The organism is Acinetobacter bouvetii, assembly GCF_902753875.1.
In the GTDB taxonomy this organism is placed as follows: domain Bacteria; phylum Pseudomonadota; class Gammaproteobacteria; order Pseudomonadales; family Moraxellaceae; genus Acinetobacter; species Acinetobacter bouvetii_A.
Genome location: NZ_CADDTS010000009.1, coordinates 13,757 through 29,091, shown reverse-complemented (window position 1 = coordinate 29,091; position 15,335 = coordinate 13,757). Strand labels below are relative to the sequence as shown.

Annotated in this window: 12 protein-coding genes and 1 pseudogene; 3 read left to right on the top strand and 10 right to left on the bottom strand. The window is 39.7% G+C overall.

From position 1 onward, the window contains the following. Positions 1-288 precede the first annotated feature (288 nt). From FB6_RS02835 to FB6_RS02795, 9 genes are all read right to left on the bottom strand, one after another. The gene (locus tag FB6_RS02835) at positions 289-1,095 is read right to left on the bottom strand and encodes an enoyl-ACP reductase FabI (RefSeq protein ID WP_174558550.1); all 807 of its coding nucleotides are present in this window, start codon (positions 1,093-1,095) and stop codon (positions 289-291) included. A gap of 182 nt (positions 1,096-1,277) precedes the next feature. Next, positions 1,278-2,012: a Bax inhibitor-1/YccA family protein gene (locus tag FB6_RS02830; RefSeq protein WP_174558549.1), complete on the bottom strand. Its 735-nt coding sequence runs from the start codon at positions 2,010-2,012 to the stop codon at positions 1,278-1,280. A gap of 171 nt (positions 2,013-2,183) precedes the next feature. Further along, entirely contained in the window at positions 2,184-3,005 is an 822-nt protein-coding gene (locus FB6_RS02825; RefSeq protein ID WP_174558548.1) for a TatD family hydrolase, read from the bottom strand. Then, complete coding sequence (locus tag FB6_RS02820) at positions 3,005-3,994, bottom strand: RsiV family protein (protein ID WP_174558547.1); 990 nt, start codon at positions 3,992-3,994, stop codon at positions 3,005-3,007. Before FB6_RS02820 ends, FB6_RS02825 begins: the two co-directional genes overlap by 1 nt. Positions 3,995-4,059: 65 nt before the next feature. Then, positions 4,060-4,884: a hypothetical protein gene (locus FB6_RS02815; RefSeq protein WP_174558546.1), complete on the bottom strand. Its 825-nt coding sequence runs from the start codon at positions 4,882-4,884 to the stop codon at positions 4,060-4,062. Between the two features lie 373 nt (positions 4,885-5,257). Beyond that, the gene (locus tag FB6_RS02810; RefSeq protein ID WP_174558545.1) at positions 5,258-6,847 is read right to left on the bottom strand and encodes a peptide chain release factor 3; all 1,590 of its coding nucleotides are present in this window, start codon (positions 6,845-6,847) and stop codon (positions 5,258-5,260) included. A 517-nt stretch (positions 6,848-7,364) separates the two neighbouring features. Beyond that, positions 7,365-8,660, bottom strand: coding sequence for a Y-family DNA polymerase (locus tag FB6_RS02805; protein ID WP_174558544.1), 1,296 nt, complete (start codon positions 8,658-8,660; stop codon positions 7,365-7,367). Between the two features lie 29 nt (positions 8,661-8,689). Beyond that, on the bottom strand, positions 8,690-9,271 hold the full coding sequence (locus FB6_RS02800) for a LexA family protein (protein ID WP_174558543.1): 582 nt from the start codon (positions 9,269-9,271) through the stop codon (positions 8,690-8,692). 197 nt (positions 9,272-9,468) lie between these two features. Beyond that, positions 9,469-10,524 carry an aromatic ring-hydroxylating oxygenase subunit alpha gene (locus FB6_RS02795; protein WP_174558542.1) on the bottom strand — a complete coding sequence of 352 codons (1,056 nt, stop codon included), beginning with the start codon at positions 10,522-10,524 and terminating at the stop codon, positions 9,469-9,471. Between the two features lie 344 nt (positions 10,525-10,868). On the opposite strand from FB6_RS02795, the gene FB6_RS02790 reads away from it, so the two are divergent. From FB6_RS02790 to FB6_RS16675, 3 genes and pseudogenes are all read left to right on the top strand, one after another. Further along, complete coding sequence (locus FB6_RS02790; protein WP_004838496.1) at positions 10,869-11,858, top strand: isopenicillin N synthase family dioxygenase; 990 nt, start codon at positions 10,869-10,871, stop codon at positions 11,856-11,858. Between the two features lie 26 nt (positions 11,859-11,884). Continuing rightward, positions 11,885-12,961 carry a hypothetical protein gene (locus FB6_RS02785; RefSeq protein WP_000738084.1) on the top strand — a complete coding sequence of 359 codons (1,077 nt, stop codon included), beginning with the start codon at positions 11,885-11,887 and terminating at the stop codon, positions 12,959-12,961. After that, positions 12,958-14,045, top strand: a pseudogene (locus tag FB6_RS16675) (BMP family ABC transporter substrate-binding protein). The gene FB6_RS02785 and the pseudogene FB6_RS16675 overlap by 4 nt, the downstream one beginning before the upstream one ends. Positions 14,046-14,115: 70 nt before the next feature. Here FB6_RS16675 and FB6_RS02770 read toward each other — a convergent pair. Then, positions 14,116-15,048, bottom strand: a complete 933-nt coding sequence (locus FB6_RS02770) for a LysR family transcriptional regulator (RefSeq protein WP_000107470.1) — start codon at positions 15,046-15,048, stop codon at positions 14,116-14,118. Between the last annotated feature and the right edge of the window lie 287 nt (positions 15,049-15,335).

The following is a 15,335-nucleotide window of genomic DNA, read 5'->3' as shown; positions in this document are numbered from 1 at the left end:
TCGGATGCTTATATTTCAGAAATCACTCAACGTTTGAATCATCGCCCAAGAAAAAGACTCGGATTTAGAAGCCCGAGTCAGGTATTATTCCAAGAACATGGTGTTGCACTTCAAATGCTAATCTAAGATGTAAAAAAGACCGCATATGCGGTCTTTTTTATTGTCTTTTACTCCTCCCTTTATTAAAGGGAGGCTGGGAGGGATTTTAACCCCCTCACCCTAACCCTCTCCCAAAGGGAGAGGGAATTTCACCCTTCTCTATCAGAAGAAAAAGGATAGCAGCTAGGCTTATTCAGCATCTGCCATCAAATCAGCGCTCATACCCACAGTATTAAAGCCGGCATCAACATACATAATTTCACCAGTAATACCATTAGCCCAAGGTGAGCACAGGAATAATGCCGCATTACCCACATCTTCAATAGTCACATTACGCTTAAGTGGCGCAACTTTTTCATTCAAGTCGAGCATTTTACGGAATGATTTAATTCCTGAAGCGGCCAATGTACGGATTGGGCCTGCAGAAATCGCATTCACACGAATGCCTTCAGCACCAAGGCTAGAAGCCAGGTAACGTACACCCGCTTCCAAAGAGGCTTTGGCCATACCCATGACGTTGTAATTCGGCATTACACGTTCAGAACCTTGGTAAGTCAAAGTCAATAAACAACCTTGACGAACTTTTAACAAAGGTTTCGCAGCACGTGCCATGGCAATAAAACTGTATGCACTAATGTCATGGGCAATGTTAAAACCTTCACGGTCGGTAACATCGGTAAAGTCACCATCTAAAGTATGCGCTGGCGCGAAACCGATTGAATGAACCACACCATCCAAACCATCCCAATGTTTTGCCAATTCTGCAAAAGCCGTGTCAATTTCAGCATCTACAGCCACGTCACAAGGGAAAACCAAAGTTGAACCGAATTGCTCAGCAAAGTCATCAACACGTTTTTTTAATTTTTCATTTGGATAAGTAAAGGCCAACTCAGCACCTTCACGGTGGAGGGCTTGAGCAATACCAAATGCAATTGATAATTTACTTGCAATACCCGCGATGAGAAAACGCTTACCCGCCAATAGTCCTTGTGCCATGTGAATCTCACTCTAAATAATTTACCAGCATAATGCCAAGTCTGAAGCATTTGCGAAATTGCATAATGCGCCTTTTTTTAACATGTTCTGTAAAAACCGAAAAAAAGCTCCCACGCTGTGGGAGCTTTTTTTTTCAAGATCTCTCTTTCAGTTTAATTGCTTCATGTTTATTGCTGGGCGGATTAATCATCCCCTTGAAACAGGCTCAGCAAACGCAGGAAGGAATAATACATCCAGACCAGAGTGGCCAACAAAGCAATACCACACAACCATTCCATGGCTTTTGGTGCATACTGTGCAGCGCATGATTCAATCAGGTCAAAGTCAAGAATCAGGTTTAAAGAAGCAATCACAGCCACAAATGCAGCAAAGCCAATACCAAGCCAATTGCTTTCAAAGATATAAGGAATCGTTGAACCAAAAGCCAATCCCATGATCATTTGCACCACAAAAACAATCGCTATCGCAATTGAAGCAGACATCACTACTGCCTTAAATTTTTCTGTCGCACGAATAATCTGAAAACGATATAGGCCAAACATCACTAGCGTGGTAACAAAAGTGGCAAGTAAAGCCTGTAATGGAACACCCGGATATTTCAGCTGAAATATTACCGAAATTCCGCCTAAAAATGCGCCTTCAAACAGGGCATACGGAATGGCCAATGTCGGCGCTGTATTTGGCTTAAATGTAGTGATCAATGCCAGAATAAATCCACCGATCGCGCCCACCATAGCTGCGGAATAGGCCATCGATAAATTCAAAGTCATAAAGCTATAAAAAAATAGTGATAAACCAACAACAGCAGCAATAACTGTTAACAGCACCGACTTTTGAATCGCACCTTGCACGGTCATGGTGTTGCTAAAATCGCTGTGGGTTTCCACACGGGTCAAAATGGGGTTATTACTTTGCATAATTCACTCATTCTTGTCATTTAGATTTTAAAAATAGTATAGACAGCTTTTAAGAATAAAAAATGGATCTTTTAACATTCCACAAAAGAACATCCATCAAAACCTATTCATAGCAAAGCCTAGGGCCAAATACGAATATTTATCGATAAAAGGTTATTTTACAATCATTTTTTATGCCGAGAGTCTTAAAGTATCCAGAGAATTCTGCCAAAGTTGGGCAGCCAGCAGGTTGCCGTCTAATTGAAGAGATTGCGCCAAGCCTTCTAAAACATAAGGCAAATTAACAGGTGTATTGCGGGTTCGATGTTCGGTTGAACTTTGGCAACATAAGGGCGTCATATCGGGACAGTCTGTTTCCAATACCAAATGTTCAGCACCAATGGCCTGAACCACGGCATGTAATTTTTTCGCGTTGGGATTAGTGATTTGTCCGGTGACTCCTATTTTAAAACCCAGTTTAATAAAGGCCTTGGCTTCTTCTATCCCGCCACTAAAGGCATGGGCAATACCACCCAGTTTAAATTGCTGCCGTTTCAACAGTGCCAATGTTTCGGCATGGGCTTTGCGGATATGCAATAACACCGGCTTATCAAACTGCTGTGCCAATTCAAGTTGGGCGGCAAAAAAGTCCTGTTGCTTCTGAAACAGATTTGGCTGCTTGTGCTGCTGCAAAAAAGTATCCAAGCCGATTTCACCAATCGCCACACAATCTTCTGTTTTTAATAATGATTCTAAATCTGCAAGATGGGTTGTTTGATGCTGCTCAATATAAAAAGGATGCAATCCCGGCGCCAGATAACTTTTCGGTACATCCTGTAATTGATTTAAAAACTGCTGACTACGGAGCAAATCCTGAAACCGCGACTGCACAAAACCAATCAAAATCAGGCGTTCTACCCCAACCGCTTTAGCAGCATGTGCCAGCTGTTCCCGATCATGATCAAAATCGGGAACATCAAAATGGGTATGGGTATCAAACAGTATATAAGACATCAAGATTTGGCTTTTTCAGTATTTGCTTTACTTGCAGCAACGGCAGCTTGAGGTTCTGGCTGTGGCAAATATTCTTTTTTCAGCACGGTTTGCAATTGTTCATAAGGAATGGTCAAACGTGGCAGACCTACCACATAAGGACCAATTTCATATTCACCATATTGTAAAATCAGCCCTTGGGGCGATAAATAGAAATTATCCGACAAGCTAAATTTCCAGGCCTGTTCATATTCATCGACACTATTGGCCAACTTCGATTCAATCACCCAGCTTTTGAACACTTCATGTGCTTTCTGCTCCAAGGCTGCTTTTTGCTTCGGAAGCAAAATGTCGTTCAGTTCGACCAATTTTTTCTTTTTTAAATCAAAATTATAATAACGCTGTGCCGATGAACCGTGTGCCCCGCCCAAATAGCTGCTGGAATTTAACACCACCGTGGCTAATGGCAGATCGGCACTCAGAATTTTCGGCTTGATCATCAGGCTAATCTGATGATTGGCGCTTAAGGCCTTTAATTCCTTATCCAGGGTTAAAAATGTCGTCAAATAAGGAACAACCTGCTGTTCCATTTTTTGTTTAGGCGTTTCAAGTGCAACTGATGCTGCTGATTCAGCAGTCTGATCTGGCGCGTCTGCATGATTAGATTTTTCAGCAACAGGTTCCTGCCGATCTGTTTTGAGTAACTTGGGAGAAATATCCAGAATTTGATCCAGCTGTTTTAAAATCTGCTGATCCATAAATTCATCAATAAATGCCTGATTACTGGACAGACGTTCAATCGAAATTTCTGGACAGCTGTTACCATCACATTCAGGTAAATCTAAAGTGAGCTTTTCCGTATCCCCGGCCAATTTTAATACTTCAGCATGAGCTGTTTGCACAGGTTTCGCTGGTTCTTCTTTCGGTTCCTTCTGTTTAGGCTGGCATGCTGTTAATGCAATTGCTACAGCAAGAAAGCTCATGGTAAAGACTATTTTACTTTTTAGCATCATCTGACCTATCACGTTAATTGGGTAAATTAATTTTGCTAGACGTCTGTATTTACTCTGGATGATTAGAACATATGCTGATAAACATCAACTTTCAAGATCTGCTTGGTTTGTTCTTTGCTTAAATAAATGTCCAGCTGGGCACCATCTTGCACAATTTCGTGGGTCCGATAATGTAGACCAACCCCTTCTTGATCAAAGAACCAATCCGCCTGCCCCCAATACAGTTTTTTCGGTGCTTTCTGTTTCACTTCAGCTTTCTGCTGCTTTAACCATTTTTGATATGCCTGCTGCACAATCTCATTCATGGCCGTTTGCTGTTTAGGCTCCATCACATCCAGTACTGTCACCGCCTTCTGCTTTTTGCGATCCGCCACAAAAAAGTAATAACGTTCCTTTACTGCAACACCTTCCTGCTTGCTATCCACGCCTAACTGCATCAGCACATATTGATTCCGCTGATAGGCAATCCGTGTATACATCGAAAGTTCATACGCTTTATTTTTGGAAAATTCAGCTTGCCAGGCATCAGACTTTTTCACATAGGCATTAATTGCCTGCTGCAGACTCATGTTCTGTTTCAGGCCAATCTGATCTTGAATTACAACCGCCTGACTCTTGGCAATCCAATCATTTAACCAAGCATCTTCGGTATGAACTGTTTGAATATTCAAATCGATACAATTTTTGGTTTCACAGAAAGGCAAAGCAATTTTGGCTTCCTGTTCCTGAATATTTAAATAGGGCAAAACTTCTGCTTGCTCGGTTTTAAATACCGATACCGTGCTTTGTTGCTCTTTGTTTTGTTTATTTTCTTGTTTTGAAGAATCACAGGCACTGAGGATCAGACCTAAGGCTATCACTGATGCACCCACTATTTTCCTGTTCATGCTGAAAACTCTTTTTCTTAATTAATTTGTCTATCTAAATCAGTCTATATAGGGTCTGTTGACAATTCGTCTATGTTTGCGACTATGAGTATTTTTTAGAGGATACAAGGCGTGAACTACAAAATTTAGTCATTCTAAATGCGTAGTTCACAACGACGTAGCGTCAAAAAATACTCTAGTCCCGAAGGGTTGTGGCTAAAATTATCTCAAACTGTGTCATGAAATTTAAAAATGGAACCACCATTCTTTGAATTTCATTTTTACGATGTATACATCTCATTGCTCAATTTTAGCCTACAACGCAAGCCATTTATGAAATGTCAACAGACCCTAATAAAACAGCCTCATAAAGAAGCTGTTTTATTTTCATTTTTTAGTGTTCGCGTGTCGCGCGGAACTGGATGTCCGGATAACGCTCTTGCATCAATTGCAGGTTCACACGACTTGGTGCCAGGTAAGTCAAATGACCACCGCCATCAATGGATAATTGATCGTGCGCTTTTTTCTTGAATTCGTTGAATTTCTTTTCATCTTCACATGAAACCCAACGTACTGTATTAATGCTCACCGGCTCATAGACACAATCGACTTTATATTCTTCTTTCAGACGATACGCCACCACATCAAACTGCAGCACACCCACCGCACCCACAATCAGGTCATTGCTGTTTTGTGGCATAAATACCTGCGTTGCACCTTCTTCTGAAAGCTCTTTTAAACCCTTTTGTAACTGTTTGGATTTCAAAGGATCTTTTAAACGAACACGACGGAACATTTCTGGAGCAAAGTGTGGAATACCTGTGAAATGCAAGTTTTCACCGGAAGTGAAAGTATCGCCAATCTGAATGGTACCGTGGTTGTGCAAACCAATAATATCACCGGGCCACGCTTCTTCCAGATGTTCACGTTCACCGGCCAAGAAAGTTAAGGCATCACTGATCCGTACATCTTTACCCAGACGCACATGGTTCATTTTCAAACCTTTTTCATACTTACCTGAACAGATACGCATGAACGCAATACGGTCACGGTGTTTTGGATCCATATTGGCCTGAATTTTAAAGACAAATCCAGTGAAACCTTCTTCGGTCGCGTCCACAGCACGCTCATGGGTCGGATGCGCTTTCGGTTTTGGCGCCCATTGAATGAAGGCATTCAAAACATGATCTACCCCGAAGTTACCCAAAGCGGTACCGAACAGCACGGGGGTTTGACGACCGGCCAGAAACTCTTCAGGATCTAATGGATCATTGGCCATTTGCACCAGTTCCAGCGATTCTTCGAAAGCTGCAAAAGCCAGATCACCGACTTTTTCACGCAAGTCTGCATGATCATAACCATCACGAATTTCAATATCGGTAATGGTTGAACCAAAACCGGCCTTGTAGACGTAAAATTTTTCTTCAAGAATGTTATATACACCAGCAAAGTCACGACCTGTACCCATCGGCCAGGTAATCGGGACACAGCGGATTTTCAGAACGTTTTCAATTTCATCCAGCAGTTCTAATGGTTCACGGATTTCACGGTCCATTTTGTTGACGAAAGAGACAATCGGTGTATCGCGCATACGACACACTTCCATTAATTTGATAGTACGTTCTTCGACACCTTTTGCACCATCAATCACCATCAACGCAGAGTCAACTGCAGTCAATGTACGGTAAGTATCTTCCGAGAAGTCTTCATGCCCCGGGGTATCAAGTAAGTTAATCACATGATTTTTATATGGGAACTGCATGACCGATGTGGTGATGGAAATACCGCGTTCTTTTTCCATTTCCATCCAGTCAGAGGTCGCTGCACGGTCTGACTTACGGCTTTTCACCATCCCGGCAATCTGGATGGCTTTACCCCATAACAGCAGCTTTTCTGTCATGGTGGTCTTACCGGCATCGGGGTGGGAAATAATCGCAAAAGTCCTGCGAGTAGCTACTTCTTTAGCTAATTGCTCTTTAAACATAAGGGAAATCTTCAATATGTACACAGTTTTGTACACACTTATCAATGTGTATCAAACTAGTGAAGTGATAACTTAAAATTGGCGCAATTGTAGCAGATTTAATTTTATTGTCTTACTGTAGATTAATTACTACATTTAATTTTTAATATTACTAACTCGAATAAAAAATTTATAAATTTTTAAAAGCAATCTTCACCACAAGTACAACAAATACAATATTCCTCACTTAAAACATTCCCAGGACATGTTGGTTGCGGGCAGTCTTCTCTGCTTACAATATGAGTATCATTACATACGAAACAGAAAATCGTTTCTGAATTAGGCAAGTTAGGACTCAAAACTGCATATTTAGGTTCTAGAGATTCATACTTTTCCCCTTCCTTCTTACATGCCGGAGGCTTTGTTGCACAAATATTTCATAACTATATGATTTTAAAAGTTTTGATTATTTTTTGATCCAAAATTAAATTTATTTAAATCAGATGCTTACATATTTATGCAACAAAGCCCTTTCCAATTACTTCACTATAAGCAATTGATCCCACTTAAAATAATTTTGTGTCAGCCGATCCCGAGACATACTCCATCTGCGGTTCGGCAACATGCTCGCTCCTAAAGCGAGTTTATTCTTACCGTATTTACTATGAATTTTTTCAAGTGAATCCATCAAAGTATCGTTAATCTCGATATGCTTCTTATCTGTAAACATGTCGTAGACATGACTTGCCTTAGGTTCTAGACAAGTCAGAATTACACCACACTTCTTGAAAGCTATATCCTTTGAATATAGGCCATCAATCATGGCAGTAGCTATCTTTGAAAGAACGAGTAGATTGTCAGTGGGTTCGGGTAGAGCCAGGGACAATGACTTGTTGTAAAAAGGTTTGGAACTATCAAATGGATTAGATTGAACAAATCCAATTAGACAACCACACAACAGTTGACCTTCTCTCAGTCTATTCACTGCATCCATTACATAGAGGCCCATCGCTTCTTTTAGGTCATCAATATGATAGATACGTTGTCCAAATGACCTGCTAGAAATGATCTGCTTTTTGGCAGGTGGCGTATGTTCAAGTTCAATGCATGTAACACCATTTAGTTCCAGCAATGTCCGATGCATCACGATTGAGAACTGATCTCTGATCATCAATGGATGAGCCTGGATAAAATCCATAACTGTATTAATACCTATACCATTGAGTTTTCTAGAATGCTTCCGCCCTACTCCCCAAATCTCACTGACCTCAATGGACTGGTACAAGGTTTCAATTGAGCATGGGTCCATGGAAATCAGATTGCATACACCATTTAAATAGGCATTCTGCTTGGCAATATGGTTGGCAAGTTTTGCTTCGGTCTTAGTCCGGCCTATACCGATGCAAACGGGTAATCCCAACCAAGATAAAATACGCTGACGGATCTGCTGAGTGTATTCAGTCAGGTCATAATGCTCGGCATGGGCAGTCAGATCAAGAAAGCATTCATCAATGGAGTATATCTCCTGTTCTTTAGGAGATACGAAATCCGCAAGAACTTTCATGAATCTGCGGGACATCTCAGCATACAAAGCATAGTTACTGGAAAGGACCTGTACCTGATGCCGTTCTACAATGTCTTTGATCTGAAAGAGAGGCACAGCCATCTTGATGCCTAAGTCTTTGGCTTCTTGAGAGCGTGCCACAACACAGCCGTCATTATTAGAAAGGACAACAACAGGCTTATTGTTTAGGCTTGGGTTAAAGACTCTTTCACAACTGACATAGCAGTTGTTGATGTCCACCAAAGCATAGATTTTATTTTTATATGTCATGTAAGAAGCCAAGAGGGATAATTATTGTTTTACTTACGCTTCTTAAATGGCTTGATGACATAAGTAACGACACCCCAAATCACCATTTCCTGCCCATCTTGAAGATGAATGTCTGAATAGTCCGGGTTCTCTGCCTTAAGCCAACGATTGTTGTCATTCTCAATCATCAGGCGCTTAACAGTAAACTCATTATCGATCAGTGCAATAACGATATCTTCATGTTTGGCTTCAAGACTTCGGTCTACAACAAGTTCATCATCAATATCGATACCCGCATCACGCATAGAAAGTGAGGCAACTTTTACGATAAATGTCGCAGCCTCATTCTTAATGAGGTGTTCATTCATATCTAGAGTTTTCTCTACATAATCTTGGGCAGGAGATGGAAATCCAGCTGCAACTTTTTCAGAGGCTAAGGGAATATGCATAACGGCACTTGGATTGACCAAGGTGATAGATGCTACATCATTGAACTTGGCTTTCTTTGAGTTCGCGAGATAGTTCTTAATTTCAACTATACGAGATTCAGGAATACGAATAACTTTTGTAGGCTCATCATAGAGAGCTTTGCGTCCTGCACCTTCTCTACTTCCACCATATTGGTTTACCATCTGTGTCTCCCCCTGTACAAACTTGATATTGTAACAAAATCAAGTTTATTAATTAGAAGAAGCTAAGACAATGAAATTACGATAAATGGTGAGTCACTTTTATATTAGTATTTCTGCGAAATCAATCTCTAAAAATATAAGGGAGACTACCTCCCTTATATTTCAACCAATCGAGATAATCAGGTTATCTTATATCTCTAGACCACATATCTTTTACTTAATCCCCATTCTGCCAATATCCGTCTATATGTCGTTGAAGATTTGTCTGCTGCAAAGTGCGCCTCCATTGAAACATCTAATGGAAGTTCTTCCGGTTTTTGATTCTCAACAATATCCTGATCCTCTGCAAAAATTTGTGCATTGAAGTCATATACAGCCTGTAGGTCACCCGTCGTATCAAAATTACGTGTCAACGGAACAAATAGCCTGGTTTGATTATGTGAAACAGGACAACAAGCATTCAAAATTTTTAAAATCCCATTGTTAGGAAAATAGACAGTAAGTGTTGCCGAGAATGGAGGATATACATCAAATTCTCGTTTCCATAAGAAATTCTCTGGCTCTAAATGTCTCAAACTACGAGGAAAGTTACTTACTGTAGAGATATAAATCGTTTTAAGTCCATAATCCGTTCTTTCAGTTTCATATTTGGGCACTACTGGATTATCACGATCAGCGAATGCCTTGTTATGTACCCAGGCAAAATGTGCCACATCGATAAAGCCTTCGAGCTGACGACCACTAGAACCTGCTATATCAACAAATGGTGGGAGTATTGATTGATGTTCATCTGAATCCCAAGTTTCAAGAACTGGAAAATTAGCTTCACTTTCATCACGGCTAAATAAGCTGGTCCAAACTAGTCCATATTTCTCAACTACAGGGAATTTAGTTAAGGTGAACCGATCTGAAATTTGGGTAAGTTCTGGTTGAGCAGGGATTTTTACGCACTTACCTTGTGCGTTATAGTTGAGCCCATGATAGGGACAAACAATATTTTCACCTTCTACCCATCCTTTACTTAATGGCACTCCTCGATGTGGACAGATATCTCTTACCAGATGAATTTCTCCACTTTCAGTTTTATAAATAGCCATTTTGACATCAAGAAGCTGAACTTGCTGCGGTTGAGTCGTTACATCCTGGATTTGAACTACCGGATACCAATGCTGCGCTAGAATATTCCAGTCATTTGGGTCAAATTGACTACATTGTGGCTGAGTGAATAAATTGAGAACTGGTATTGCATTCATTTTAGCGCTGCCCCTCTTATAAGTTATTGATTAATTCAAACTTCTTAGCATTGCTTCATCATGACTTTTTCTTTTCTATCTGTCTATTAAAGACTTTAGGAATGGTATTTCTAATTTTTAGAACACTTTTCTTATTATTGTTCTTCTTATCTAAACTTAACGAATAACTAGCATTTTATAACTCATCACAATTCTTAATTGATGCTGAATTACTTGGACTCCTATTACTACTCTGACTTTATTTAGTGTTGCCTTTTTGGCAACGAGTTGAGCGAGATTCTCTGCTATGCACGGAATTAAATTGTCATTAAGTTGATAACAACAAAGTTCAAAGAGCCACAAAAATGTTGATATACACACCACCTTCTACGGCTAAAAGTATTCCAGTAATCGACTTAAGCGACAGTTTTTCCGATAACCTAGAAAAACGGAAATCTGTTGCGTGGGAAATCCATAAAGCATGCAGAACAACAGGTTTCTTCTATATTAAAAATCATGGTATCGCTTCTGAAGTTCTCCAAAAACAACTAGACATTGCAAAACAGTTTTTTGATCTTCCGATCGAAAACAAATTAGAGATTGATTTCAAAAACTCCAAATGCCTTCGTGGTTATGAACCTATGGCAGCCCAAACACTCGATGAGGGTTCTCCTCCTGACCTAAAAGAAGGCTTCATGTCTGGAAAAAACCTAGATTCAAGTCACCCATATGTCCAAAAAGGATATCCACAACATGGGCAAAATCAGTGGCCTGAAGACCTCCCTGAAATGAACACTCAGACTGAAACTTATATTCAACAGGTGTTAAAACTGGGTAAACATCTAGCTGGTTTACTAGCCCTTTCTCTTGGTCTTGAAGAAAACTACTTCGAAGTAGGCTATGACGAAGCTGTGATTATTACTCGTATGCTTCACTACCCACCACAGTCTGAAGAAATTATAAATAATCAGTTGGGTTGCGGTGCGCACACCGATTGGGGCTTATTGACCCTCTTATTACAAGATGAAGTGGGTGGACTAGAAGTCCGCAACAGTGAGGGTGAATGGATTCGTGCACCTCACATTCCAGATACTTTTATCGTAAATTTAGGTGATTTAGTCCAATTCATGACTAATGGACTATACCTGTCAAATATGCACCGAGTTTTCAATAGTAAAGCAGGAGTCTCTCGTTATTCGGTTCCATCCTTCTTCGATCTGGATTACGAATACAAAATCAAAAGGCTCCAAAATTTAAGTGATGAATTTAAGGCTGAACCTAAAGAAATGACCGTAGGTGAATACTTAGCCTATATGTATCAGAAAACTTACGCTGCGAAAAAAGAAGCCGTTTAATTTATTCAACAGTTGGTATCAAAATTATGAAAAAAATGTTTCCTCTAGGTTGTGCTGGTTTAGGCATTCAAAACTCATCAAAAGAACGACCAGTAAGCCTGAATGAGCCTACTATTCTCGAACAGTTCGAAATGCTAAAAGCTGCGGAGGTCTTTGATTTTCTGGATCGTATCCCTCTTGAAGATAGTCAAATAGATGCTTACATCAAGGCAAGTCAGAAAACAAATATCCCTATTTATTCTGGTTGTGGCTTATATGTCATTGGCAAGGATGAGGAAGCATTCAAACAGGATATTAATCGTAGTGCCGCTGTAGGGGCCAAATTCCACAACATGATGATTTGGGCAAAACATGCAGATGGTCATTATGTAACGAACGAAGAAGTTGCTAAAACTTATATCGATTTCTACACCTACGCTCAAAGTAAAGGAATAACGGTTACCTTAGAGTGCCACGTTGATAACTGGTCTGAAGATTATCGTCGAGTAATTCCGGTGGCAGATCTTATAGAAAAAGAAGGTGTGCCGTTTGAGTTTGCAATGGATTACAGCCATTGTATTTTTAAAATTGAAAATGAAATTGAGCTTGCTGTATCACAAATGCGTGATGATCCTGAAGCTATCAGAAAGTTAGATCCTTTTAATAATGATAGTTTTGCAGATGATTGGCTGAATCGAAATTTAGTTACATGGGGGCAGATCCGTCCTGCAGTCCCGAATAATCCAGTTAACTGGTTAGCATTTGAAACAGGACCATATAATGGCTTAGGAACAAATCGTCCTGGCCGAGGAATTCAGTATCCATTTAATCAACCTACGGAAGGTGAATGGCATACAGACTTCTGGCATGCATATAAGCTTGCACCAACCAAAGAAGTCATTCGTAAAATCATTGATAGCTACTTGAACAATCCAAATTCTAAAGTTCAACTTATGACTGTTGATAATATCAATTTAGAGTCGTATGGTTTAAATTGGAAATACAACATGTTTGCCGACAGTTGCAGTGTTGCCCATTATATTCGTGAGATTTATGAGGAGCGACTGGCAATATTTATGGCAAAACAAAATTCAACTGATACTCTTCAAAGAGAATCAGCATGAATAACCTACTTAATTTAAAAAATATTTTCGTAAATGCCAGTCTTTTAGGACTTTTACTCATCAGTGGGGCCAATCCAGCATTGGCCGCTGATCAAGCGGCTTTTGTCTATGTCGCTCATAAAAACGATTATGGTTGGTCTTATTCACACGATATAGGTCGTCTGAAAGCAGAAAAGTCCTTACAGGGTAAATTTAAGACCTCTTATATCGAGAATATTCTAGATAATGCCGACTCTGAACGTACATTTCGGAGACTCGCACAACAAGGAAATAAGGTTATATTTGCTACTACCTTCGGGTATATGAATGCCATTGAAAAGGTAGCTAAACAGTTCCCGAACACCATTTTTATGCATGCGAACGGATATAAAACTGCAAAAAATGTGGGAGTCTATGATATCCGAACCTATGAAGGCTCTTACTTGCAAGGGGTATTGGCAGGCTATAAGACTAAAAGTAATGTTTGGGTGTTGTAGCACCATTCCCAATTCCTGAAGTCATTAGAGACATCAATGCCTATACACTTGGGGCTCAATCTGTAAATCCAAAAATTAAGACCAAGATAGTCTGGATTAACACTTGGTTTGATTCAGGAAAAGAGCATGAGGCTGCACTTGCATTAATATCGCAAAATGCTGATATATTATCACAAGTCACCAACTCACCCGCTGTAGTTAAAGCTGCTCAGGAAAAAGGGAAATTTGGCTTTGGCTGGAACTCAGATATGAGTAAGTTTGCTCCTAAAGGTCACCTAGCTGCATCAGTGTTATATTGGGAAAAAATCTATACTCCTGTTTTGCAGCAAGTGCATAACAAAATATGGAAGTCGGGATCGACATGGTATGGTGTCAAGGAAGGTGCCATCGATATAGCAGGTTTTGGTCCAATGGTCTCTAACAATGAAAAAATGAAGGTTTTGGCAGTCCGAGATAAAATTCGTAACGGTCAATATATTGTGTTTAGTGGACCACTTTACAAACAAGATGGAACATTACTTTTGGGAAAAGGTAAACATCTCTCAAATACGCAATTGATGAGTATGAATTATTTCGTTAAAGGCGTGGATGCTGCTTATCCAAAATAAACAAAGCTAAGCCTTTATTGAGGGATTTCGATAAGGGCTTAGCTTTTTAGTTGTACTTTTCAGGTTATGTTTATTGTCCAGCTTCGCCTCTTTGTAGGATTTCATCTGTAATAAGCCTGGAGAGAGCGTCTGTTGCTGTGGAAAGATAATGCCCTTTACGTGCATACAGACCTAAATCACAGTAGATACCATTGTTATCATTAAGCGGAATATAGCGAAGGCGATTATTAATTATTTCATTTTCCAACCCAAAGAATGTCTGAAAACCAATTCCCTTATTCCTGAGTATTAACTGTTTCATTAATTCCAAAGAACTCGTTTGCATTTTAAAATTTGGAATAGCATGTTGTGCACCCGCAAATAATGGCGCCAACTGTTGATAAATAGATAAATTAGGTTTTGGCATAATCACATCATAGTCGAGGCACTGATGGAATGACACCGTCTTTTGAGAGGCCAAGGGATGCTCAGTCGATACAATTGCACCTAATTTAAAATGGGATATTGCTATTTGGTGCAAATCATTATGCTTTGGCAAGGCAAAAGCCAAGCCTAGATCCACCCTATTTTCAATGATTTCATTAGGGATATCTTTTGAGCCTAAAATTGTAACCCCTACAGTTACATTAGGATATTTTACTTGGAATTTTTCAATAATCTCTGGCAGGAAATTAATTGCCAGTGTTTCAACACTCGCAATTTCTACATGACCTTTATAAAGCCCTTTCAGTGCATCCAATTCATTCTGCAATCGCTTAGTATCTCGCAATACTAAACTGATATGTCTTGAAAATAACTCACCTGCATGAGTAAGTACCATACCCGAAGGCACCCGATTGAATAATGGTGCTCCAACTTCATCTTCGAGTTTTAAAATTTGCCTGTTTACAGCAGAAGATACGACATTTAATTGTCTGGCTGCTTCCCTGATTGAACCGCACCGGCGTACAGCATCAAAATAATGAATTGCTGCTGAGTGAAAGCGAAGACCACGTGTACTCATTTTAACATCACATCCTATTCCAATTTTAAAGCCCCAATCCATTTATAAATTTGAATGAGCTATTGAAATAGAAGCAAAAAACTTGCCATTAAGTAGCAGCCATTTTTTGGACCTAAAGCATTATTCTCAGTGCATCCCGTTGCTTTTTCAGCATCACCACTCATTTAAAAAAGTTTAAGCAATTGTTTTTATTTAATTAATTAAGAATAGCTCTCTTTTTGGCATCAGCTTGCTCGATATTCATTGCTATGCGGTCTCATGATTATTTTATAAAAAAAGAAAACATT